Raw genomic sequence first — 23923 nt, forward strand, 5'->3', positions numbered from 1 at the left:
CCACATCGAGGGTGGCACCATAATTGATCACGTGGGGCCTCTGGAACCTCGGACTTGATCTTCGCAAATCCAGTCCTACCAGGGGCCCCACGCCTTATCCACACACACCGCTACTGAGAAAACCTCATTGGGGCGCTTGGGACCAGGCCGGGCCGGCGAGCGGAGCGGGCGCGACGTCAGTGGCCCGGCACCACGCGGAACCACAGCGTGAACTCCGTCTTCTGCGGCACCAGCCGGTACTGCGGCAGCACCCCCGGCCCGCACGACGCCGTCCCCAGGCCGTGCTGTGCCACGTCCAGCGTCAGGTGCACCACGTCGTCCGGTACCAGGTCGTCCGTGTGCCGCGCCGCCTCCAACGCCGCCGCTGTCCAGCGGCGGGCCGTGAAGTCGAAGACCGGGTCGCCGTCCACGTGGATGCCCGTTCCGTCCGGATCGGTCCAGCGGGCCCAGCGGACCGCTGTGCGGTTGCCGTTCTCCTGGGGGAACACGTACGGCGTCTGCAAACCGTCGACACTGCTCGAGAACCGGCCGATCCGCGCCGCCTGGCGGCTGTCCGGGTACGCCTCGCCCGGGCCGCCGCCGAACCACTCCGCCGAGCCCAGTGTGCCCGGGACCGCCATCGCCAGCCCGAGGCGGGGGAGCGTGCCCGGCAACTCGCCGTCCGGGGTCACCTCGACGCGGAGGCGGAGGCGGTCCTCGAACGCCGTCCACGTGTAGTCCGCGAACAGCCCGAACGCCTGGGCCGGCGGGGCGACTCGGGTGCGCACCACCAGCTCCTCGCCGTCGGCGTCGACCGTGATCACCCGGTGCTGCAGGCGGTGCAGCCCCGCTTCGCGCCACACCTCGGCCGCCGGCCGACCGGCGAACCCGCCCCGGTCGTTGTCCGTCGTCGCGCGCCAGACGTCGAGGCGCGGTCCGCGCACCGCGTGCCCGCCGAGAGCCGACAACGTGCCTGTCGCCGGGTCGAACTCGCCGACGCCCAGCACCAGCCGGCCGCCGGTGCGGAACACCGGCCCGCGCTGGGGGAGCGGCGCCGCGGCCGGTGCCGCCGACACCGGCAGCTGCCCCCAGCCGACGACGTGGCCGGCCGGCGCCCACGTCGTCGCCGACGTCAGCGCCGCCGACACGGTCAACCACGACTCGCCGCTCGTCGCGGGCAGCGCCGGGAGCGGCACCGCGACGCTCTGTCCGGAAGGGACGGACGGGACGTCGAGCACGCCTTGGGCGACCGCGGTTCCCTCGTCCTCCAGTGACCAGCTGAAGGTCAGGTGCCCGGTGTCCACGAAGTCGTAGTGGTTGCCGACGCGGATTCCCGCCGGATCGGCGGAGATCCGGACCGGCTCGATGACCTTCGCGAACTCGGCCAGCCCCGGCGACGGCGTCCGGTCGGGGAAGACCAGGCCGTCGATGACGAAGTTGCCGTCGTGGAGCTGCTCGCCGAAGTCCCCGCCGTAGGCGAAGTGCCCGTCGGCGGCGAGGCCGTGGTCGATCCACTCCCAGAGGAACCCGCCCTGGCAGTTCGGGTACCGCTCGAACAGCTCGCGGTACTCCAGCAGCCCGCCCGGGCCGTTGCCCATCGCGTGCCCGTACTCGCACTGCAGGAACGGCAGGTCCCGGCGACGCGCGTTGTCGTCCTCCCGGCGGCCGATCCGCTCGACGTCCTCGTGCGTGGCGTACATCCGGCTGTGCACGTCCACGTAGGCGCAGTCGTGGTCGCCCTCGTAGTGCACCGGCCGGGTCGGGTCGCGGTGACGCACCCACTCCGCCATCCGCGCGAGGTTCTCGCCGGTGTGGCTCTCGTTGCCCAGCGACCAGAGGATCACGCTGGGCCGGTTCTTGTCCCGCTCCACCGTGCGCCGCATCCGGTCGAGGTAGGCCTCGGCCCACCGCGGGTCGCCGCTCGGGTTGCCGGCCCAGCCCAGCAGCTCGAAGCCGTGGGTCTCCAGGTCGCACTCGTCGATCACCCAGAGGCCGTAGGTGTCGCACAGCTCCAGGAACGCCGGGTCGGGCGGGTAGTGGCTGGTCCGGACCGCGTTGACGTTGTGGCGCTTCATCAGCAGCACGTCGGCCAGCGCCGTCTCCGGCGAGACCACGCGCCCGGTGCGCGGGTCGTGCTCGTGGCGGTTGACCCCGCGCAGCATGAGCGGCCGGCCGTTGACCTTGAGCTGCCCGTTCTCGATGGTCACGGTCCGGAAGCCGATCCGCACCGGCACCCGCTCGGCGGCGGTGGCCAGCGTGCCCGCGTACAGCCGCGGCGTCTCGGCGCTCCACGGCTCGACCGGCAGCTCCAGCGGCTCGCCGGCCGGGTGCCCGGTGACGCCCAGCTCGGGGATGTCCAGCACGACGTCCGGGCCGGTCTCGACCCGGACCGTGCCCAGGCCGGTGGTGTGGTCGTAGTCCGCGCGGACCCAGTAGTCCCCGATGCCGCCGGACGGTCGGGCGAGCAGGGTGACGGCGCGGAAGATGCCCGAGGCCCACCACATGTCCTGGTCTTCGAGGTAACTGCCCGCCGACCACTGGTGCACGCGCACCACGAGGACGTTGCCCGACGGCCGCAGCAGCGCCCCGACCTCGAACTCCGAGGGCAGCCTGCTGCCCTGCGTGACGCCGAGTTCGGTGCCGTTGAGCCAGATCCGCCCGCAGGAGTCGATGCCGTCGAAGCGCAGCACCGCCGACCCGGCGGGCCAGTCCGCGGGCAGGTCGAACCGCAGCCGGTGGTCCCCGGTCGGGTTGTCCGACGGCACGTGCGGCGGGTCGACCGGGAACGGGTAGGGCACGTTCGTGTAGGCCGGGCGTCCGTGGCCGTGCAGCTGCCACAGCGACGGCACCGGCAGCTCGTCCCACGCCGAGTCGTCGAACTCCTCGGCCTCGATCCCGGCGGGCGCGGCCGCGAGGCTCGGCGACAGCCGGAACCGCCAGGCGCCGTTCAACGACAGCGCCGGCGCGTCGGAGGTGAAGGCCGCGCGCGGCGGGAGCGAACCGCGGCCGGGGCCGGGGTCTTCGACGTACGACATGAGGTCCTTTCCACAGGTCCGTGAACGTTCCCGTGAACGTTCACGGCACACTTCGCAGTGTGCTTCGCGGCCGGAACGAGTGTCAAGGATCAGGCGGATTCGCGCAGGTGGAGACGGGCGCGGACGATCAGCTCGGCGGGTTCGAGCGGCTTGGCCCCGGTCACGAGCCGGGCGGCCTGCTCGACGGCCAGCGCGCCGACCGCGCGGGTGTCGATCGCCACGCTCGAGAGCTCCGGCTCGACGAGGGTGCCGAGGGCGAGGCCGTCGAACCCGATCACGGCGAGGTCGGCGGGCAGGCGCAGGCCGAACCGGCGGGCCTCGCGCAGGGCGCCGATGGCCATCACGTCGTTGAAGGCGAACACGGCGGTGACGTCGGGGTGGGCGGCGAGCAGGGCGGCGAGGGCGGCACCGCCGCCGTCGACGGACTGGGCCCCGACGGCGATCCAGCCCGGTTGCACCGCAACCCCGTACTCGGCGGCGGCCCGCAGGAACCACCGGCGGCGGACGCTCGGCGCGGGGTGCCCGTCGAGCATGCCGATCCGCCGGTGGCCGCGGGAGACGAGGTGGGCGACGGCCTCGCGGACGCCGTCCTCGCCGTCGATCCCGATGCCGGGGAACCGCGAGCTGCGCGGCTCGCGGCCGATCAGGACCACCGGGATGCCGGCGGTGAGGCGCGCCAGGTCGTCGTCGGACCGGCCGAAGTAGCCGGCGACCGCGTCGACCTGGGTGCCGATCACCCGCAGCGTGGCGAGCTCCTGCTCGGGGTCGTCGGCGGTGTCGTGGACGACGACGTGCCAGCCGCGGGCCCGGGCCGCCTCCAGCGCCCCGGAGGCGACCTCGGTGAAGAAGGGGTTGAGCAGGTCCGGCACGACGAGCCCGACGGTGGTGGTGTCCGGCCGGACCAGACCGCGGGCGAAGCGGCTGGGGCGGTACCCGAGCGCGCGGGCGGCGTCGAGGACGCGCTGCTTGGTCGAGCCGTCGATCTCGGCCTTGTCGTTCAGCGCCCGGGACACGGTCTGCCGGGAGACCCCGGCGGAGCGCGCGACGTCGTGGATCGTCACCCGCCGGGGTTCCGTGCTGCTCGAAGACACGCGTCGAGTATGCCCGCTACCCGGCCGAGGTGCGTGCGCGGCGCTTCACGAAGCGCCAGCCCACCGCCAGGATCACGGCCAGCACCGGGATCGAGGAGAACGCGATCTTCTCCGCGCCGTCCGAGAAGCCCATCAGCGCCACCACCAGGGCCAGGAACCCGAGGGTCGCCCAGCCGCTGTAGGGCGCCCACGGCATCCGGTACGACGGGCGCTCCAGCTCGCCGCGCAGGGCGGCCTGGCGCAGCCGGAGCTGGCAGAAGATGAGCGTCGCCCACGTGCTGATCACGCCGAGGGACGCGATCGCGATCGCGATGTCGAACGCCTCCTTCGGCACCAGGTAGTTCAGCACCACGCCCAGCACGTACGCCACCGACGTGAAGAGGATGCCGCCGTAGGGCACCTGCCTGCTGCTCATCCGGCTGACGAACGAGGGCGCCTCGCCCTTTTCGGCCAGCGAACGCAGGATCCGGCCCGTCGAATAGAGGCCCGAGTTGACGCTGGACAGCGCCGCGGTCAGGACCACCGCGTTCATCACGTCGCCGATGCCCGGGATGCCGAGCCTGCTGAACACCGTCACGAACGGGCTCTCGTCGCCGCTGTAGAACGGCCACGGCAGCAGCATCGCCAGCAGCAGCACCGAGCCGACGTAGAACACGCCGATCCGCCAGACCACGCCGTTGATCGCCTTCGGCAGCACCTTGCGGGCGTCCTTCGTCTCACCGGCCGCGATGCCGACGACCTCGATCGCCGAGTAGGCGAAGATCACCGCCTGCAACGTCATCAGCGCGACGCCGATGCCCGCCGGGAAGAGTCCACTGTGGCCGGTCAGGTTGTGCGCGCCGGCGGGGGTGCCGCCGATGTCGGCGCTCGTCAGCACCAGGCCGGCGCCGACGACCAGGAAGACGACGATGGCCAGCACCTTGACCACCGAGAACCAGAACTCCAGCTCGCCGAACACCTTCACCGACAGCAGGTTCACCGCCAGCAGGACACCGAGCGCGATCAGCGCGGTGATCCACTGCGGCACGTCCGGCAGCCACTTGTGCACGTAGATGGCGACCGCGGTGATCTCGGCGATCCCGGTCATCGCCCAGTTCACCCAGTACATCCAGCCGGAGACGAAGCCGGCCCACGGCCCGATGAACTTCCGCGCGTAGGTGACGAAACTGCCGGAGCTGGGCTCGTGCAGGACGAGTTCGCCGAGCGCGCGCATCACGAAGTAGGCGGCGATGCCGCAGATCGCGTACGAGAAGATCAGCGACGGCCCGACCTGGTGGAGCTTGCCGCCGGCGCCGAGGAAGAGCCCGACGCCGATCGCGCCGCCGATGGCGATCATCTGCACTTGGCGGTTGCCCAGTGCTTTCGAGTAGCTTTCACCTTTTTCGGTGAGCAGCGAGGAATCCATGGTTATCGGACGCTAGAGCGGTGTGCGGCAGGTCACCAAGCAGGCTAAGGAAGACTTAAGGTGTGCCGGACATCACTGCGAAGTTTGTTCCGCTATCCGCGGATTCGATTTGACACGGGGTGCCCGCCGCCCGCGCCGGGGTGCCTTCTACGCTCGGGGCCGTGGATCTCGCGGCGCTGCTGGACCGGATAGCCGACGACGTCGCGCCGGAGGTCGGCCGCGGCGCCGTCGCTGACTACATTCCCGCGCTGGCCAGGGTCGAGCCGTGGCGGTTCGGCATGGCGGTGGCCGAAGTGGACGGTGCCGTGCACGGCGTCGGCGACTGGGAGCGCCCGTTTTCCGTGCAGAGCATGTCCAAAGTGTTCACTCTCGCGCTGGCGCTTTCGCGCGGGGACGGCGTGTGGGCACGAGTCGGCCGCGAACCGTCGGGCGGCCCGTTCAATTCGCTGGTGCAGCTCGAACACGAGGACGGCATTCCGCGCAACCCGTTCATCAACGCCGGCGCCCTGGTGGTGACCGACGAGCTCGCCCGTCACGGCGACGCGGCGGACGCGCTGCTCGCCTTTCTCCGGCAGGAGAGCGGCCGCGCGGAAATCGCCGTGGACCCCGAAGTGGCCGCGTCGGAGTCGGCGCACGCCGACCGCAACCGCGCCCTCGCCTACTTCATGGCCTCCTACGGCAACATGCGCCACCCGGTGCCGTCGGTGCTGGACCAGTACGTCCGCCAGTGCTCGATCGCGATGAGCTGCGGCGACGTCGCGCGGTCGGCGTTGTTCCTGGCCCGCCACGGCCTCCGCAACGACGGCTCGCGCCTGCTCGGGCTGAGCGCGGCGAAGCGGATCAACGCGGTGATGCTGACGTGCGGCACGTACGACGCGGCGGGCGAGTTCGCCTACCGCGTCGGCCTGCCGGGCAAGAGCGGGGTGGGCGGCGGCATCGTGGCGATCGTCCCGGGCCGGTGCGCGGTGTGCGTGTGGAGCCCGGGCCTGGACGCGCGCGGCAACTCCGTCGCCGGGGTCGCCGCCCTCGACCGGTTCACGACGCTGACCGGCTGGTCGGTCTTCTGAACGAGGTTCTGAAGTCAGCGCAGGTAGTTGTAGACGCTGGCCCGCGAAATCCCGAGCACGTCCGTCAGGGCGGGCACCGCGTTCTTCAGCTCCAGGAAGCCCCGCTCCTTGAGCAACCGCACCAGCTCCTTCTTCGCGGCCGCCGGAAGGCTGCGCGGGGTGTGGCCGCGCTCGCCGGCGTAGTCCTCGACCAGGGCGCGCAGCTCGTCGGCCGTGCGGGCGCGCAGGGTCTCGGCGAGCGGGGCGGGGTCGTCGGCGGTGGCCAGCCGGGTCAGGGCGTGGGCCGCCGACCCGAGCAGGGAGACGTCGAGGTTGAGGCACAGCGCCGCGACGTACTCGCCGGCCGAGTTGCGGAGGCCGATCGACGTGCTCTTCGCCGGGCGGCCGTCCGGGAACCGGTTGGGGTAGTTCTGCAGCACGTCCGGGAACTCCGGGTCGGCGATGCGGGCCAGCCCCAGCTCGGTGGCCGGGTCGCCGACCGTCCGCCCGGACAGGCCGCCTTCGATCGCGCGGACCGCGTGGGCCGGGTCGCGCAGGTCGTGCAGCACCACCTCGCACAGGCCGGGGAACATCCGGCCGACGGCGTGGGCGATCTTCTCCGCCTCGCGCAGCAGCAGCTCGTCCTCGGTCATCCGACCAGCTCCCGCAGCTTGTCCGCGGCCTTCAGCCCGGAGCCGGTCAGCACGACGACCGTGGTTTCGCCGGGCCGGATGGCGCCGCGCGCGCCGAAGACGTCGATGGCCGCCGCGGCCGTCGCGCTGGTGGGCTCCGCGTAGAGGCCCAGGGACGCCAGCCGGCGGGCGGCCGCGGCGATGGCGTCCTCGCCGATCGCCGCGGTGTCCCCGCCCGAGCGCCGGATCGCCGCGACGACCTCCGGCAGCCGCACCGGACGGCGGATCGCCGTCCCCTCGGCGACGGTCGGGGCGAACTCCGGCGGCTCCCGGTCGTGGAAGGCGGCGTCGACGGGGGAGCAGTTCCGCGGCTGCGCGACGAGCAGGCGGGGGAGCCTGCTGATGGACCCCGCCTCGAGGAGCTCTCCGAACCCGAGGTCGCAGCCCAGCACGATGCTGCCCGCGCCGGCCACGGTGACGACGGCGTCCGGCGCGCGGAAGCCGAGGTCCTCCCACAGCTCGTAGGCGAGGGTCTTGGTGCCCTGGAGGAAGAACGGGTGCCAGTTGTGGCTGGCGTAGGTGGTGCGGTCCGCGCGGCGGACGGCTTCGGCGGCGGTGTCGTCGCGGGTGCCCGGCACCAGCTCGACGGCCGCGCCGTACGCGCGGGTCTGGAGGACCTTCGCCGGCGACGTCCCTTCGGGAGCCAGGACGGTCGCCGCGATCCCGGCCGCGGCGCTGTAGGCGGCCACCGACGAGCCGCCGTTGCCGGAGCTGTCCTCCAGGAGCTCACGCACGCCGGCGCCGGCCAGCGCGGAGACCATGACGCTGGAGCCGCGGTCCTTGAAGCTGCCGGTCGGGCTGAACCATTCGAGCTTGAACCGGACCTCTCGATCGCCCCAGACCCGCGGGACGAGCGGGGTGCAGCCCTCGCCGAGCGACACCGGGCGGAGGTCACCGGGCAGCGCGGCCCGGTACCGCCAGAGCGAGCGGACGCCGGTGTCGACGTCGTCCGGGCGCAGGCCGGGCCGGGCGGCCACGGTCAGCGGGGCGCCGTCGTCGCCGCGCCAGCGCAGCGGGTCGCCGGGATAGCGCGTCCCCGACCGCTCGTCGGTGTACCAGTACTCCACCGTCACCCTCCTGGTATGGACAGTGAGTCCAAGTGTAGACGTACTGTCTAGTACTACTCCCGAGTATGCGAAATGTCTTCAGCTTCTTCTCAGGAAAAGCTTGTAACGCGGAGACGGAAAATTACGATCACCGCTGTCCGGTTCGCGCCGGCCGAGGTGCCGGTCGTGGTTGCCCCAATACCGCGAGTCGAACCGGCCGGGCCGCCGATGCCCCCGTTCGTGGTCTTGTGAGCACCGAGAACCCCGGTGCGTGACCAATCCACAGTGGACTTCCGGTGTCGTGCGGGCCCGGCCCGCGTATTCTCCGGACGGTTCTTCCGGTGCTCCGGAAAAGCGTCGAGAAATCGGCGACGAAAACCGGTGAAGTGCGGTGGCGTTAGGGTGGGGAAGAGAACGTCTCCGGACCCGCGCTTTGCCGCCGGGATAAGCGGGGAAGGCGGCCGGGAAACGCCGGACCCGACGGTCGACGTGGTCCGGACCGGTCAACCGCGCCGCGTCCACCAGGCGGGATGGCTTGCGCCGTCCGGTGGCGCGTGCCGGGTGGACCACGGCGCGGAACGCCTCACACGCACGTCCACGCGGCAATCGTCGCCCCCCTCCCGGGGCGGGAACGTGACGGCGACGTTAAATTCTTGCGCCGTCGGCCTGGTCCATCACGAATTTTCTGAACCTCGGCTATGAAATCGCGGTGGGTTGTTGACGGCACGGAAGGAACCCGCTTAAGTACTCCCCGTTACCCATCACCCTTTCGTGCGTAGCGGGAGTTCCCATGCGTCTCTCGAAAGACGACTCCGTGCCGGCCGGGCTGGTCGTCGCCGTGTCGCCGCTGCGATGGCCGTCGGCGCGCGGGGTCGCCGCCGCCGCGCGCGGGGGCGGGCTCGGCGTGCTCGACCTGACGGCCGGGGGCCCCGCGGCCGCGGACGAGCTCGCGCTGCTCGGGGAATGGGGTGTCCCGGCCTTCGGGGTCCGGCTGGCCCAGCCGGCCGACCTGCCCGAGGCCGTGACCACCGTGCTGCTGACCGAAGACGCCCGGTGCGCGCCGCGGGACTTCCCGGGCCGGCGGGTGCTGGCCGAGGTCACCTCCCGGGCGGCGGCCCGCCGGGCGGTCACCACCGGCGCCCACGGCCTGATCGCCCGCGGGCACGAATGCGGCGGCCGGGTCGGGGAACTGAGCACGTTCGTGCTGCTGCAGGCCCTGCTGGGCGACGACACCCTCGACGTACCGGTGTGGGCGGCGGGCGGCATCGGGCCGCACACCGCGGCGGCCGCCGTCGCGGGCGGCGCGGCCGGCGTCGTCGTCGACACGCAGCTCGCCCTGCTCCCGGAAGCCGAGCTGCCGTCGGCCCTCACCACCGCCGTCACCGGCCTCGACGGTTCGGAAACGACCGTCGCCGACGGCGTCCGCGTGCTGGCCCGGCGCGGCACCGACCCCCTCGAAGCGGGCCAGGACGTCTTCCTCGCCACCCGGTTCCGCGACCGCTGGGGCACGGTGACCGCGGCGGTGCGCGGCCTGGCCGACGCCGTCGTCGAGGCCCTGAACGTGCCGGACGCGGTGCTGGGCCCCGGCACCGCGGGCAGCCGCGCGCTCGGCACGGAACTGCCGGTCGCGCAGGGACCGATGACCCGGGTCAGCGACCAGCCCGCCTTCGCCGCCGAGGTCGCCGCGGGCGGGGCGCTGCCGTTCGTCGCGCTGGCCCTCTCCGGCCCCGAACAGACCCGTGACGTGCTGGAACGCACCCGCGCGGCCGTCGGCGACGCGCCCTGGGGTGTCGGGGTGCTCGGGTTCGCCGCCGACGACGTCAAGGCCGCGCAGCTGGCGGTCATCCGCGAACTGCGGCCGACCCACGCGATCATCGCCGGCGGCCGTCCCGCCCAGGCCGTGGCCCTGGAAGACGCCGGCATCGCCACCTTCCTCCACGTGCCGTCGCCGGGGCTGCTGAAGCAGTTCCTCGAAGCGGGCGCCCGCAAGTTCGTCTTCGAAGGCTCCGAGTGCGGCGGCCACGTCGGCCCGCGCACCAGCTTCCCGCTGTGGGAGGCCCAGCTCGGCGTGCTCGCCGACTTCCTCGCCGGCACGCCGGACGCGGCCGCGGACCTGCGGCTGCTGTTCGCCGGCGGTATCCACGACGAGCGCTCCGCGGCGATGGTGGCCGCCCTCGCCGCGCCGGTGGCCGCGCGCGGCGCGGCGATCGGGGTGCTGATGGGCACCGCCTACCTCTTCACCCGCGAGGCCGTCGACGCGGGTGCCGTCCTCCCGCTGTTCCAGCGCCGGCTCCTGGAAGCCGAGCACACCGACCTCCTCGAAACCGCCCCCGGCCACGCCACCCGCTGCGTGCGCAGCCCGTTCACCGAGGAGTACGCCGCGATCAAGGCGGACCTCGCCGAGCGCGGCGTGCCCAGCCGCGACGCCTGGGAACACCTGGAGACGCTCAACGTCGGGCGGCTGCGCCTGGCGAGCAAGGGCATCGAGCGCGTCGGCGACGAGCTGCGGGACGTCGGCGAAGACCGGCAGCTCGCCGAAGGTATGTTCATGGCGGGCGAGGTCGCCGTGCTGCGCTCGGCCGTCACCACGATCGCGGACCTGCACCACTCGGTGGGCGAGGGCGCGAACGCGTTCCTGCGCGACCGGGCCGCCGAGTTCGGCGGCACCGAGACCGAACCGCCCGCGCCGGCGCCGCTGGACATCGCGATCGTCGGCATGGCCTGCATGTTCCCGCAGGCCCCCGACCTGGCCGCGTTCTGGGCGAACGTCCTCGCCGGCACCGACGCGGTCACCGAGGTGCCCCCGCAGCGCTGGGACACCTCGCTGTACTACGACCCCGAGGGACAGGGAGAGCGGACGCCGTCGCGCTGGGGCGGGTTCCTGCCCGAGATCGGCTTCGACCCGCTGAAGTACGGCATCCCGCCGTCGTCGCTGGCCAGCATCGAACCCGTGCAGCTCCTGGCCCTGGAGGCCGCGCACCGCGCGCTGGCCGACGCGGGCTACGCCGACCGCGCGTTCGACCGCGCCCGGACGTCGGTCGTGTTCGGCGCCGAAGCGGGCAGCGACCTGTCGAACGCGATGACCCTGCGGTCCGTGCTGCCGTCCTACCTGGGCGAGCTGCCGTCCGAACTGGACGAACGGCTGCCGCGGATCACCGAGGACTCGTTCCCGGGTGTGCTCGCGAACGTCATCGCCGGGCGGATCGCCAACCGGCTCGACCTGGGCGGGGCCAACTACACCGTCGACGCCGCGTGCGCGTCTTCGCTGACCGCGGTGGACGTCGCCTGCAAGGAGCTGACCGCCGGCACCAGCGACCTCGTCCTCTGCGGCGGCGCCGACCTGCACAACGGCATCAACGACTACCTCCTGTTCGCCTCCGCGCACGCCCTTTCGCCGACCGGCCGCTCGGCGACGTTCGACAGCGCCGCCGACGGCATCGCGCTCGGCGAAGGCGTCGCGTGCCTCGCGCTGAAGCGTCTCGCCGACGCCGAACGCGATGGCGACCGCGTGTACGCCGTGATCAAGGGCGTCGGCGCGGCTTCGGACGGCCGGGCTCTGGGCTTGACGGCGCCGCGGCCCGAAGGGCAGCACACCGCGCTGACCCGCGCCTACCGCAACGCCGGCGTCTCGCCCGCGCGCGTCGGGCTCGTCGAGGCGCACGGCACCGGCACCGTCGTCGGCGACCGGACCGAGCTGGGGACGCTGACGAAGGTGTTCACCGAGGCCGGCGCCGCACCCGGCGCGTGCACGATCGGCTCGGTGAAGTCGCAGATCGGGCACACCAAGTGCGCCGCGGGCCTGGCCGGGCTGATCAAGGCCGCCCTCGCCGTGCACACCGGCGTCAAGCCGCCGACGCTGCACCTGTCGTCGCCGAACCCGGCGTGGGACCCCGCGACAAGCCCGTTCGTGTTCCAGTCGGCGGCGCAGCCGTGGACCGCGCCGCCGGCCGAGCGGCTCGCCGGGGTCAGCGCGTTCGGCTTCGGCGGCACCAACTTCCACGTGGTGCTCGGCGCCCACGACGGCGTCCCGCCCGCGCAGGCCGCCGACGAGTGGCCCGCGGAGCTGTTCACCTTTCCGACGGAGGCCGCGGCGCGGGAGTTGCTGGCCACGGCTTCGGAAGTTCCTTCGCCGTGGCGGCTGCGCGATCTGGCGCTGGCGGCGGCCCAGCGGGCGCACGGGCGTCCGGCGCGGCTCGCCATCGTCGCGTCCACTGTGGACGAGCTGGTCGACTTGCTGCGCAAGGCGTTGGACGGGCACGACGCCCCCGGCGTGTTCCGCGCCGACGACGCGGTGCCGGGCGAGGTCGCGGTGGTGTTCCCCGGCCAGGGCAGCCAGCGGCCGGGCATGTTCGCCGAGCTGTTCGTCACCTTCCCCGAGCTGCAGCGTTACCTGCGCCTCGACCGGGCGACGGCCGAGGTCGTCTTCGGGCCGGCGGCGTTCGGGGAGACGGCGCGGCAGGACGCCGTGGACCGGGTCACCGACACCCGTGTCGCCCAGCCCGCGCTCGGGATGGCCGGGCTGGCCGCGTTCCGGTTGCTGACCCGCGCGGGCGTGCGGCCCGCGATGCTGGGCGGGCACAGCTACGGCGAGCTGACGGCGCTGGCCGCGGCCGGCACTTTCACGCCGGAAGGACTGGTGCACGCGAGCCACGCCCGGGCGACGGCGATCCTCGACGCGGTGCCTGGGGACGATCCCGGCGCGATGGCCGCGGCCTCGGCGTCCGCCGCCGAGGTGGTCGCGGTTCTCGGCGAATCGCGGGTCGTCCTGGCCAACCACAACTCGCCGAAGCAGACGGTGATCTCCGGGCCGACCGCCGACGTCGAGGCCGCGGTCGGGCAGCTGCGGGCCGCCGGGCTCGGCGCGAAGCGGATCCAGGTCGCGTGCGCGTTCCACAGCTCGCTGGTGGCCCCGGCGGGGGAGGCGTTCGGCCGGGCCCTGGACGCGATCGGCGTCGTGCGGCCCGCGGTCCCGGTGTACGCGAACCGGACGGCCGCGCCCTACCCGTCGTCGCCGGACGCGGTTCGTGGTGAACTGGCCGCCCAGCTGGGTGCACCGGTCCGGTTCGTCGAGCAGATCGAGGCGATGTACGCGGCCGGAGCGCGGGTGTTCGTCGAGGCCGGGCCCGGGGCCGTGCTGGCCAAGCAGGTCGCCGCCATCCTCGGCGACCGGCCGCACCGCACGGTCGGGTTCGAACAGCCGGGCCGCCGCGGCCTGCCGGGGTTCCTGGGTGCCTTGGCGCAGCTGGCGGTGTCCGGGGTGAGCGTCGAGACGGGCTGGCTGTTCCGCGGCCGGGACGCGGTGGACGCGTCCACGGCGCCGCGGCCGAAGCGTCCGGGGTGGACGGTCGATGGCCACCTGCTCCGCGCGGCGGACGGCACGATCCCGGCCGGAGCGCTCCGCCCGGCGGAGCGGGTCTCGTTCGGGGTGGCGGCCGCGGCACCGGCGGCCACGTCGGAGGCGATGGTCGCGGACTTCCTGCGCACGAGCCGCGAGATGATCGCGGCCCAGCGCGACGTGCTCCTGGGCTTCCTCGGCACCGACACGCCCCTGCCGGTCCCGGCCCCGGTCATCGAGCACCCCAATGTGGCGTTGGTTGCATCTGACGCACCGAACGCCACATTGGGTGCGTCTGACGCACCGAACGCCACATTGGGGTGCTCTGTGCTGGAGACCGTGGTGGCGGTGATCGGGGAGCGGACGGGGTATCCGGTGGAGATGATCGAGCCGGATCTCGATCTGGAAGCCGATTTGAGTGTGGATTCGATCAAGCGGGCGGAGATCGCGGGTGAGCTGGCGTCCCGGCTGGGGCTGGCGGGCGGTGATGTGGAGGAGTTCGCGAAGGCCCGCACGGCGGCCGCGATCGCCGAGCTGATCGGCGACGAACGTCCCGAGCCGGCGTCGGTGGCTTCGGTGCTGGAGACCGTGGTGGCGGTGATCGGGGAGCGGACGGGGTATCCGGTGGAGATGATCGAGCCGGATCTCGATCTGGAAGCCGATCTGAGTGTGGACTCGATCAAGCGGGCGGAGATCGCCGGCGAGCTGGCGACCCGCCTCGACCTCGACCCGGGTGGCGACGTGGAGGAGCTGGCCAAGGCCCGCACGGCCGCGGCGATCGCCGAGCTGATCGACGGCGAGCGCCCCAAGGTGGCCTTGGTTGCGTTCAACGCACCGAAGGCCACATTGGGTGCGTTGGACGCACCGAAGGCCACATTGGGGCGCTTGGCGCCGGGCGAGCCCGAGCCGCTCGTCGTTGCGCCGAAACGGCTGGTCATGGCCGAAACCGCGCTTCCGGCCGCCGAGACTCCCGGCGTCGCCGGGCGGAAGTTCCTTCTGCTCGGCGGTGGCGCGCTCGCGGAGGCCGTCCGGGACCACCTCGCCGCGCTGGGCGCGGTCGCCGAGGTCGCCGACGACGTCCGTGCCGGGTTCGACGGGGTCCTGTTCATGCAGCCCGTGCTGCCCGCCGCCTTCTCGCAGTACCAGGCCGCCCTCGCCACCGAACCCGCCTGGCTGCTCACCGCCGGCCCCGGCGAAGGCCTGCGTGGCTTCCACCGCAGCCTCGCCCGCGAATACCCGGACACGCTCACCCGCCTCGTCGAACTCCCGAAGGACGACACGCCCGCACGTCAAGCCGCCGCCTTCGTCGCCGAGCTGTCCACAGCGGACCGCGAACCCGTCGTCGTGCGGCACGGAGACCACCGGAGTGGCTTCCGGATGACCGAGCAGGACCTCGGCCCGCTCGGCAGCAGCGGCGCGGGTCCGGCGGGCGACGGCGCCGCCGAAGCCGCCGCGATCGGCCTGACGCGGGACTCGGTCGTCCTGCTCGTCGGCGGCGCGAAGGGCATCACCGCCCGGTTCGCCGCCACCCTCGCCACGGCCGCCCGGTGCCGGATCGAACTCCTCGGCCGGACGCCGGTGCCCGCACAGCAGGACGACTATCCGCAGGCCAGAACCGCGAAGGACCTCCGCGCCGCGCTCATCGGAGCCGGGCTGAAGAGCCCCGCGGAGATCGAACGGACCGTCCGCCGGATCCTCGGCGAACGCGAAGTCCGGCAGACCCTGGCCACCCTCGACGCGCTCGGCAGCCCGGCGCGCTACCAGTCGGTCGACATGCTCGACGCCGAAGCCGTGCACCGCGCGGTCAAGGAGATCCACGCCGAGCACGGCCGGCTCGACGGCATCGTCTACGCGGCCGGCGTCATCGAGGACAAGCTCGTCGCCGAGAAGACGCCGGAGTCGTTCGAGCGCGTGTACGGCACCAAGGTCGACGGCGCCCGCACCCTCCTCGACGCGACCGCCGACCTGCCCGGCGAACCCGCGTTCGTCGTCCTGTTCGGCAGCATCGCCGCGACGCTGGGCAACCGCGGGCAATCCGACTACGCCGCCGCGAACGACGCCCTCGAAACGCTGGGCCGGCAGTGGCCCGCCGGGCGCGCGGTGACCGTCCACTGGGGACCGTGGGCGCCGACCGGCGACCACGACGGCATGGTGACGCCGGAGCTGATGCGCGACTACGCCCGCCGCGGCATCGCGCTGATCGACCCGGAGGAGGGCACTCTCGGTCTGCTGCGGGAGCTGGCCTGGGGCCGTCCGGACACCGGCGCCGTCGTCCACACCGCCTCGGGCTGGTGACGCGGATGCCGGACCCTGTTGCCATCGTCGGGATGTCCGTGCTGCTGCCCGGCGCTCCCGACCTGGCGAGCTACTGGCGCAACCTCACCGGCGGCGTCGACGCGATCACCGACGTGCCGCCCGGGAAGTGGGACCTCGCGCACTACGCGCCGGACGCACAGCGCCGCGCCGACCGGGTCTACTGCCGGCGCGGTGGGTTCGTCGACGAACTGGCCGAAGTGGACGTCACCGGCTTCGGGATCATGCCGAACTCCGTGCCCGCCACCGAACCCGACCAGCTGATCGCGCTGCGGGTCGCGGCGCAGGCCGTCGCGGACGCCGGTGGCCCGGACCGCCTGCCCGCCGACCGCGCGAAGATCGGCGTCGTGCTCGGCCGCGGCGGCTACCTGACGCCGGGGCTGGTCCGGCTCGACCAGCGCGTCCGCACCGCGAGCCAGCTCGTCCGCACCCTCGGCGAGCTGCTGCCCGACCTCGACGCCGACCGCCTCGACGCCGTGCGGCAGGCCTTCACCGACCAGCTCGGCCCCGAGGCACCCGAGTCCGCGATCGGCCTGGTGCCCAACCTGGCCGCGTCGCGGCTGGCCAACCGGCTCGACCTGCGCGGCCCGGCCTACACCGTGGACGCCGCGTGCGCGTCCTCGCTGATCGCCGTCGACCACGCCGTGCGGGAGCTGGCCACCGGCCGGTGCGATGTCGTCCTCGCCGGCGGCGTGCACCACTGCCACGACATCACCTTCTGGAGCGTGTTCACCCAGCTCGGCGCGCTGTCGCCGTCCGAGCGGATCCGGCCGTTCCACCGCGACGCCGACGGCGTGCTGATCGGCGAAGGCACCGGCGTCGTCGTCCTCAAGCGCCTCGCCGACGCCGAGCGCGACGGCGACCGCGTCTACGCGGTGATCACCGGGACCGGCGTCGCCTCCGACGGGCGGACGGCGAGCCTGGCCAGCCCCGACTCCGGCGGGCAGGTCCGGGCCGTCCGCCAGGCGTGGGCCGCGGCGGGCCTCGACCCCGCCGCGGCCGACTCGATCGGCCTGCTGGAGGCGCACGGCACCGCGACCCCGGCCGGCGACGCCGCGGAGCTCGCGACCCTCGCGGAGGTCTTCGGACCGCGGGGGAGCGCGGTGCTCGGCTCGGTCAAGTCGATGATCGGCCACACGATGCCCGCGGCCGGGATCGCCGGGCTCGTCAAGGCGGCGCTGGCCGTCCACCACGGCGTCCTGCTGCCCACCCTGCACTGCGACGACCCGCACCCGGCGCTCGCGGCCACTCGCTTCTCCACTTTGGACACGGCACGACCGTGGGACGCGCCGGTGCGCCGCGCCGGCGTCAACGCGTTCGGCTTCGGCGGCATCAACGCCCACGTCGTCCTGGAACAGGCGCCGGGCCGCGCGAAGCCGGTCGTGGTGCGCGAGCCCGAACGCGTGCTGCGGCTCGCCGCGCCGACCGTCGACGCGCTGCGCGAAGCGTTCGACCGGGGCGGTCACCAGGAGATCGGCGCCGGGCCGGTCCGGCTCGGCATCGTCGACCCGACGGAGAAGCGGCTGGCCCTGGCCAGGAAGGCCCTCGCGCGGGGCCGGGCCTGGCGCGGCCGCAACGACGTGTGGTTCGCCGACCGCCCCCTGCTCGGCCCCGGCGGCGGCAAGATCGCCTTCCTGTTCCCCGGCCTGGAATCGGAACTGACGTTGAACTGCGGCGACGTCGCCCGCCACTTCGGCCTGCCGTGGCAGCACGAGGACGTCGAGGTCGGCGACGTCGGGCGGCAGGGTGCCGCGGTGTTCGAGCTGGGCAGGCTGCTGCACGCCGCCCTCGGCAGGCTCGGGGTCACGCCGGACGCCGTCGCCGGGCACAGCCTGGGCGAGTGGACGGCGATGGCGGTGGCCGGCGTGTACGCCGAAGCCGAGGTCGACGCCTTCCTCGCCGGGTTCGACCCGGACGCGCTCGTCGTCCCCGGGCTCGCCTTCGCCGCGATCGGCGCGCCCGCGCCCCGGGTGCTCGACGAGCTGGCCGGGCGGGCGGACGTCGTCCTGTCGCACGACAACTCGCCGAACCAGGCCATGATCTGCGGTCCGGAAGCCGCCGTCGGCGCGCTCGTGCGGCGGTTCCGCGACGCCGGGATCGTCGCGCAGGTGCTGCCCTTCCGCTCCGGCTTCCACACCCCGATGCTGCGGCCGTACCTGGACCCGATCCGCGAAGCCGCCGAGCGCTTCACACTGCACCCACCGGCCCTGCCGCTCTGGTCGGCGACCACGGTGTCGGAGTACCCGGCGGACGAGGCCGCGGTCCGCGAGCTGTTCGTGCGGCACCTGCTGCAGCCGGTCCGGTTCCGCCCGCTCGTGCGGGCGCTGCACGAGGCCGGGTTCCGCGCGTTCGTCCAGGTGGGCGCCGGGCAGCTCGGCTCCCTCGTCGGTGACACCCTGCACGGCGAAGAGCACCTGGTCGTGGCGGCGCACTCGGCGCAGCGGCCCGGGCTCGCGCAGCTGCGCCGGGTCGCCACGGCGCTGTGGGCCGACGGTCTTGACATCGACTTCGCGCGCCTGCCGGGCGAGCGGCACGTGACACCCAAGGCGGTCAAGCTCGACCTCGGCGGCCGGCTGATCTCCCTGGACGAGCAGGTCCGCGCCCGGATCGCGCTGCCGGCCATCCGGAAGTCCACTGTGGACGACCTGGCCGCGAAGGGCCCGCTCGCCGCGGAGTTCGCCGCCCTGCTGGCCGACACCGCCGAGCTGGCGTCCACCGTGCTCGCCGGACCGGCCCGCCGCCTCCCGCCGCCGCGGGAGCTGGACACCACGCTCACCGTGTCGCTCGAGACGATGCCGTACCTGCTCGACCACTGCTTCTTCAAGCAGCCGCCGCAGGCCGACCCGGGCGACCGCTGGCCGGTCGTCCCGGCCACCACGGTGATCGACCACCTGATGCGGTTCGCCGAGCGGGCCGCGCCCGGCCGGCACGCGGTCGCCGTGCACGACGTCCGGCTCAGCCAGTGGATCACCGCGGTCCCGGCGGTCACCGTGCCCGTGCGCGTCCGGCCCCAGGGCGCCGACCGGGTGCACGCGGCGATCGCCGGCTACTCGCAGGCCGTCGTGGAACTCGCCCCGGAGCACTCGGCCGGCGCGCCGGCGCCGTGGCGGTTCCCGGCGTCGGCCGAGCAGGTCCCCGAGACCACGGCGGCGCAGCTGTACGACGAACGCTGGATGTTCCACGGCCCGCGGTTCCAGGGCGTCACCGAGCTGACCGCCGTCGGCGACCGCCACGTACGGGCCGTGCTGACCACGCCCGCCGCGCCCGGCGCGTTGCTCGACAACGTCGGCCAGGTGCTCGGTTACTGGATAATGTCCCGGCTGCCCGAGCGGACCACCGTCTTCCCGGTCGCGATGCGCGAAATCCGGTTCCACGGCCCGCACCCGGCGCCCGGCGAGCGCCTGGAGTGCCTGGTCCGGATCACCGGGCTGACGGACGAGTTCCTCGACGCCGACATGCAGCTCGTCCACAACGGAGCGGTGTGGGCCGAGTTCACCGGCTGGCGCGACCGGCGGTTCGACAGCACCGCGCACATCCGTCAGGCCGACCGCACCCCCGAGCGCTCGACGCTGTCGCACGAGCAGCCGGGCGGCTGGGCGCTGGTGTGCGAGCAGTGGCCGGACCTGGCCACCCGCGAACTGATCATGCGCAACTACCTCGCCGGCCCCGAGCGCGACGCCTACGACCGCCGTCCACCGCGCGGGCGGCGCCAGTGGCTGCTCGGCCGGATCGCCGCCAAGGACGCGGTCCGCCAGTTCCTCTGGGCCCGCGGCGAACCCGAGATGTTCCCGGCCGAGCTGCGCATCGGCAACGACGAGGCCGGCCGGCCGTTCGCGACCGGCGCCTACGGCCGGGACCTGCCGCCGCTGGCGATTTCCGTGGCGCACCGCGCGGAAGCGGGGGTGGCCATCGCCCGGCACGGGCCGTGCGGCATCGACGTCGAAGAGGTCGCGCCGCGCTCGGAGTCCACTGTGGAGACCGCGCTCGGCCCGGGCGAGCTGGCGCTGTTCGCGAGCCTGCCCGGCGACCCGGAGCGGTGGTTCGCCCGGTTCTGGACCGCGAAGGAAGCCGTCGCGAAACTGCGCGGCACCGGCCTGCGCGGCGAACCCCGGGACTTCGAGGTGGTCGCCGCGACCCCGGGTGAGCTGACCGTCCGCGTCGCGGGCCACGAGTACCGGGTGTGCTGCGCCGACGTCGAAAACCCGCCGGGTGCCCCGCCGCGCCGCTACGTCGTCGCCTGGACCGAAGAGACGAAGGAGACTGCCGGATGAGCATCGAGACCACGGCCGCGAACGAGGTGACCGTGCTCGCCCAGCTGAGCGGGATGCTGCGTGAGCTGCTCGAGGAGTACGGCCTCGACGACACCGAAATCACCATGGAGACGACGTTCCACGACGACCTCGAACTGGAGAGCGTCGACCTCGTGGCGCTGTCCGGGCAGCTGCGCGAGCACTACGGCGACCGCGTCAACTTCGCGAACTTCATCGCCGAGCGCGACCTGGACGAGATCATCGCGCTGACCGTCGGCGAGCTCGTCCGCTACATCGTCGCCTCCCTGCAGGCGACGGCGTGAGCCGGATCCGCGCCGGTGAGCTGGACGTGCACGTCCAGCGGCTCACCCCGGACGTGCCGCCGGACGGGGACGCGCCGATCGTGGTGTGCGTCCACGGCCTGCTCACCGACAGCCTGGCCAGCTACTACTTCACCCTCGGCCCGGCCTTCGCCGCGCGCGGGCTCGACGTGCTGATGTACGATCTGCGCGGGCACGGCCGCACGACGCGGCCGGCGTCCGGGTACCACCTGGAGCGGTTCGTCGACGACCTCGTCGCGGTCCTCGACGCGGCCGAGGTCACCCGGCCGGTGCACGTCGTCGGGAACTCCTTCGGCGCTTCGGTGGCGCTGGGGCTGGCCGCCGCCCGGCCCGACCGGGTGGCCAGCGTGGTCGTGATCGAGGGCGAACCGCCGACCGAGGGGTGGACCCGGCACATGGCCGACGGGCTCGCCGACGCCAAGACCCGGCTGGCGATCGACGAGGTCATCGGCTGGATCGCCGACAACCACGGCGCGCACACCGCGCGGCTGTCCAAGGCCGCGAACAAGATCCTGCAGACCACCACGATCGCCGAGGACATCCCGCGCAGCGCGACGATCGCGGCGGACCTCTCGGCGGTGCGCTGCCCGGTGTTCGCGATCTTCGGCGGCGACTCCGGGCTGGCGGCCCAGGTGCCGCACTTCGAGACGCACCTGGAGAGCTGCCGCTGCGTCGTGCTGCCCGACCAGGGCCACTCGGTGCTGGTCGAGCGGACCGCCGAGGTGATCGAGCTGATCTCGGAGTGGGTCCGCGACACCGCGCGCACGCAGGCCCGGGTGCGGTAGTGGCCCGGTTCCTCTTCGTCGTCCCGCCCCTGGTCGGACACGTCAACCCGGCCGTCGGCGTGGCGGCCGAGCTCACCGCGCGCGGCCACGAGGTCGCCTGGGCGGGCCACGACGAGCTGCTGTGGCAGCTGGCCGGCCCGGAAGCACTCGTGTTCTCCTGCGCCGTGCCGCGCGACCTGCCGGTGCGCCCGGCCGAGCTGAAGGGCCCGGCCGCACTGCGGTTCCTCTGGCAGGACTTCCTCGTTCCGCTGGCCGACGCGATGGCGCCCGGCGTGGCCGCGGCGCTGGCGGCGTTCGAGCCGCACGTCGTGGTCGCCGACCAGCAGGCACTGGCCGGCGGGCTGCTCGCCGAGGCCGCCGGCCTGCCGTGGGTGACGTCGGCGACGACGTCGGCCGAGCTCGTCGACCCCCTGGCGGGGATGCCGAAGGTCGGGGAGTGGGTCGACGCGCTCCTCGACGGGCTGCGGGCCCGGATCGCCGGCGGCCGGGGCGTGGCGGACCCGCGGTTCTCCCCGCACGGCGTCCTCGCCTTCACGACGCGCGAACTGCTCGGCCCGGCCACCCTGCCACCGTCGGTCCGCCTCGTCGGACCCGCCCTCGGCGCGCGACCGGCCACGGCGGACTTCCCTTGGGAGTGGCTTGACCCGCTGTGGCATCCGGGGCTTCGCCCCGGGCCGGGGGCTCCGCCACCCGGAACCCCCGAAAAGCGACTACGGCCGACCGTGCTGGTTTCCCTCGGCACGGCCAACACGTCGGCGGGCGCCGGGTTCCTGACGGCGACGGCGGAGGCGTTCGCGGACCTGCCCGCGCGAGCGGTGATCGCCGACCCGGGCGGCGTGCTCGGCGACGTCCCGCCGAACGTGCTGGTGCGGCCGCAGGTCCCGCAGCTGCCGCTGCTGCCGCGGGTCGACGCGGTGCTGTGCCACGCGGGCCACAACACGGTCTGCGAAGCGCTCTGGCACGGCCTCCCGCTGGTGGTGGCCCCGATCCGCGACGACCAGCCGATCGTGGCGGCCCAGGTGGTCGCGGCGGGCGCGGGCGTCCGGTTGCGGTTCGGCCGCGCGAACGCACCCCGCATCGCGACGGCGGTGGAGGAAGTGCTGACGGAGCCGTCGTACCGGCGCGCGGCCGAGACGGTGGCGGCGTCGTTCCACGCGGCGGGCGGGAGTGCCGCGGCCGCGGGGCACCTGGAACAGCTGGCGTTGGAAAGCCTGGCGCACCTGGCGCTCTGAAGTTGTAATTTACAAGGAAAAAGGCCGCCGTTACCGTCGTTGAGATGATTGTTTCCGAATGTCGTCCCGACGACGTTTCCGAACTTCTCGCCTCGGCCGCCGCCTTGTTCGCCGAGGACGGTGGGAGCCACGATCCGTTCATGGACACCGGCTGGCCCGCCCGCGAAGGGCAGGCCTATTACGCGGGTCTCGTCGAAGACCCGCAGTGCCTGTGCTTGCTGGCGGACGGGGGCGCGGGCCACCTGATCGGACGGCTGCGCCGGCCGGACCCGCTGCGGCCGGACGCCGTGACGGCCGTGCTCGAAAGCATGCGCGTCGCTCCGGAACGCCGTCGCGAGGGCGTGGGCGGCGCGCTCGTGGACCGGTTTCTCGACTGGGCGCGTGCGCACGGCGCGAACGAAATGACTGTGCAGGCGTACGCGCAGAACGCCGGTGCATTCGCTTTCTACCGTGCGCACGGGTTCCGCCCGTTTCTGGTGGCCTTGACGCGCACCTGAGCCGGTCCGGCGTCACACTGGAAGCCATGGGCTTCCTGGACGGGCGGGCCGTCGTGATCACCGGTGCCGGACGTGGGCTGGGGCGGGCTTTCGCGCGGCACGCCGCCGGGAACGGGGCCGCCGTCGTCGTCAACGACGTCGACGCCGAACCCGCCTGCGAGACCGCGGCCGCGATCGTGGCCGACGGTGGGACCGCCGTGGCGAGCGTCGGGTCGGTGGCCGACGCCGGGTACGCCCGGTCGCTGATCTCCCTGTGCGGCAAGCGGTTCGGCTCGCTGGACGGGCTCGTCAACAACGCCGCCGTCGGCTACCACGCGCCGCCGTGGGAAGACGACGATCCCGAGCGGACCCGGGTGTTGGTCGAGACCAACGTCCTGGGGCCGCTCCACTGTGGTACCGCGGCCGCGAAAGTCATGTGCGCGCAGGGGCGCGGTGTCATCGTGAACGTCACTTCGGGGGCCATGATCGGGCAGCGCTGTGCCGCCGCCTACTCCGCGTCGAAGGGCGCCGTGGCCTCGATGACCTACTCGTGGGCCGGGGACCTGGCGGAACACGGGGTGCGCGTCAACGCCGTCAGCCCGATCGCCTGGACCCGCCTGATGGCGGCCGATCCGAAGGGGAACCCCGACGCGCCACCACCGGAACGGGTGGCGCCCCTGGTGACCTACCTGCTCAGCGACCTCTCCGCCGGCGTCACCGGGCAGGTGCTGCGGCTGGCCGACGGGCACCTGCACGCCGTCCGGCAGCCGGCCATCATCCGGCCCGTCCTGCACCGGGAAACCTGGACCGTGGAGGAGATCGCCGCGGCCGTCGGCAGCGAGCTCGTCCTCGAATCGCCGCCGCGGGAGCGCTGGACGCTCTGACCGCGGACCACCG

13 protein-coding genes are annotated in these 23923 nt (G+C 73.5%); 8 read left to right on the plus strand and 5 right to left on the minus strand.

Annotation, left to right across the window (positions count from 1 at the left end; all coding sequences use genetic code 11):
* Window positions 1–176: 176 nt before the first annotated feature.
* The 3 genes from I4Q55_RS37070 to I4Q55_RS37080 all read right to left on the minus strand — a co-directional run bounded on the left by I4Q55_RS37070 (window position 177) and on the right by I4Q55_RS37080 (window position 5510).
* On the minus strand, window positions 177–3014 hold the full coding sequence (locus I4Q55_RS37070; protein ID WP_206794827.1) for a glycoside hydrolase family 2 TIM barrel-domain containing protein: 2838 nt from the start codon (window positions 3012–3014) through the stop codon (window positions 177–179).
* A gap of 89 nt (window positions 3015–3103) precedes the next feature.
* Complete coding sequence (locus I4Q55_RS37075; protein WP_307793413.1) at window positions 3104–4105, minus strand: LacI family DNA-binding transcriptional regulator; 1002 nt, start codon at window positions 4103–4105, stop codon at window positions 3104–3106.
* Window positions 4106–4121: 16 nt separating this feature from the next.
* The gene (locus I4Q55_RS37080; protein WP_206794829.1) at window positions 4122–5510 is read right to left on the minus strand and encodes an amino acid permease; all 1389 of its coding nucleotides are present in this window, start codon (window positions 5508–5510) and stop codon (window positions 4122–4124) included.
* A 161-nt stretch (window positions 5511–5671) separates the two neighbouring features.
* On the opposite strand from I4Q55_RS37080, the gene I4Q55_RS37085 reads away from it, so the two are divergent.
* On the plus strand, window positions 5672–6577 hold the full coding sequence (locus tag I4Q55_RS37085) for a glutaminase (RefSeq protein ID WP_206794831.1): 906 nt from the start codon (window positions 5672–5674) through the stop codon (window positions 6575–6577).
* Between the two features lie 14 nt (window positions 6578–6591).
* On the opposite strand, the gene I4Q55_RS37090 is transcribed toward I4Q55_RS37085, so the two are convergent.
* A complete protein-coding gene (locus I4Q55_RS37090) occupies window positions 6592–7209 on the minus strand; it encodes a transcriptional regulator (RefSeq protein WP_206794833.1) in 618 nt (205 codons plus the stop codon).
* Window positions 7206–8315, minus strand: coding sequence for a pyridoxal-phosphate dependent enzyme (locus I4Q55_RS37095; RefSeq protein WP_206794835.1), 1110 nt, complete (start codon window positions 8313–8315; stop codon window positions 7206–7208). The genes I4Q55_RS37090 and I4Q55_RS37095 overlap by 4 nt, the downstream gene beginning before the upstream one ends.
* Before the next feature lie 769 nt (window positions 8316–9084).
* Between I4Q55_RS37095 and I4Q55_RS37100 the strand changes: the two genes are divergently transcribed.
* The 7 genes from I4Q55_RS37100 to I4Q55_RS37130 are packed head-to-tail and all read left to right on the plus strand — an operon-like array spanning window position 9085 to window position 23910.
* Window positions 9085–15924 carry a type I polyketide synthase gene (locus I4Q55_RS37100; RefSeq protein WP_206794839.1) on the plus strand — a complete coding sequence of 2280 codons (6840 nt, stop codon included), beginning with the start codon at window positions 9085–9087 and terminating at the stop codon, window positions 15922–15924.
* 5 nt (window positions 15925–15929) lie between these two features.
* Window positions 15930–20213, plus strand: coding sequence for a beta-ketoacyl synthase N-terminal-like domain-containing protein (locus tag I4Q55_RS37105; protein WP_206794841.1), 4284 nt, complete (start codon window positions 15930–15932; stop codon window positions 20211–20213).
* Window positions 20210–20515, plus strand: a complete 306-nt coding sequence (locus I4Q55_RS37110; RefSeq protein ID WP_206794843.1) for an acyl carrier protein — start codon at window positions 20210–20212, stop codon at window positions 20513–20515. Before I4Q55_RS37105 ends, I4Q55_RS37110 begins: the two co-directional genes overlap by 4 nt.
* Complete coding sequence (locus tag I4Q55_RS37115; RefSeq protein ID WP_206794846.1) at window positions 20512–21318, plus strand: alpha/beta fold hydrolase; 807 nt, start codon at window positions 20512–20514, stop codon at window positions 21316–21318. The genes I4Q55_RS37110 and I4Q55_RS37115 overlap by 4 nt, the downstream gene beginning before the upstream one ends.
* On the plus strand, window positions 21318–22550 hold the full coding sequence (locus I4Q55_RS37120; RefSeq protein WP_206794848.1) for a glycosyltransferase: 1233 nt from the start codon (window positions 21318–21320) through the stop codon (window positions 22548–22550). Before I4Q55_RS37115 ends, I4Q55_RS37120 begins: the two co-directional genes overlap by 1 nt.
* 44 nt (window positions 22551–22594) lie before the next feature.
* Window positions 22595–23047, plus strand: coding sequence for an N-acetyltransferase (locus I4Q55_RS37125; RefSeq protein WP_206794850.1), 453 nt, complete (start codon window positions 22595–22597; stop codon window positions 23045–23047).
* A 26-nt stretch (window positions 23048–23073) separates the two neighbouring features.
* A complete protein-coding gene (locus I4Q55_RS37130; RefSeq protein ID WP_206794853.1) occupies window positions 23074–23910 on the plus strand; it encodes an SDR family NAD(P)-dependent oxidoreductase in 837 nt (278 codons plus the stop codon).
* Window positions 23911–23923: the final 13 nt, after the last annotated feature.

The organism is Amycolatopsis sp. MtRt-6, assembly GCF_017308975.1.
In the GTDB taxonomy this organism is placed as follows: Bacteria; Actinomycetota; Actinomycetes; order Mycobacteriales; family Pseudonocardiaceae; genus Amycolatopsis.

What these genes read in the sequence shown, in the direction of transcription:
- I4Q55_RS37070 (WP_206794827.1), bottom strand. Translation starts at nt 3,014, where the DNA reads ATGTCGTACGTCGAAGACCCCGGCCCCGGCCGCGGTTCGCTCCCGCCG.
- I4Q55_RS37080 (WP_206794829.1), bottom strand. Translation starts at nt 5,510, where the DNA reads ATGGATTCCTCGCTGCTCACCGAAAAAGGTGAAAGCTACTCGAAAGCA.
- I4Q55_RS37090 (WP_206794833.1), bottom strand. Translation starts at nt 7,209, where the DNA reads ATGACCGAGGACGAGCTGCTGCTGCGCGAGGCGGAGAAGATCGCCCAC.
- I4Q55_RS37100 (WP_206794839.1), top strand. Translation starts at nt 9,085, where the DNA reads ATGCGTCTCTCGAAAGACGACTCCGTGCCGGCCGGGCTGGTCGTCGCC.
- I4Q55_RS37105 (WP_206794841.1), top strand. Translation starts at nt 15,930, where the DNA reads ATGCCGGACCCTGTTGCCATCGTCGGGATGTCCGTGCTGCTGCCCGGC.
- I4Q55_RS37110 (WP_206794843.1), top strand. Translation starts at nt 20,210, where the DNA reads ATGAGCATCGAGACCACGGCCGCGAACGAGGTGACCGTGCTCGCCCAG.
- I4Q55_RS37125 (WP_206794850.1), top strand. Translation starts at nt 22,595, where the DNA reads ATGATTGTTTCCGAATGTCGTCCCGACGACGTTTCCGAACTTCTCGCC.
- I4Q55_RS37130 (WP_206794853.1), top strand. Translation starts at nt 23,074, where the DNA reads ATGGGCTTCCTGGACGGGCGGGCCGTCGTGATCACCGGTGCCGGACGT.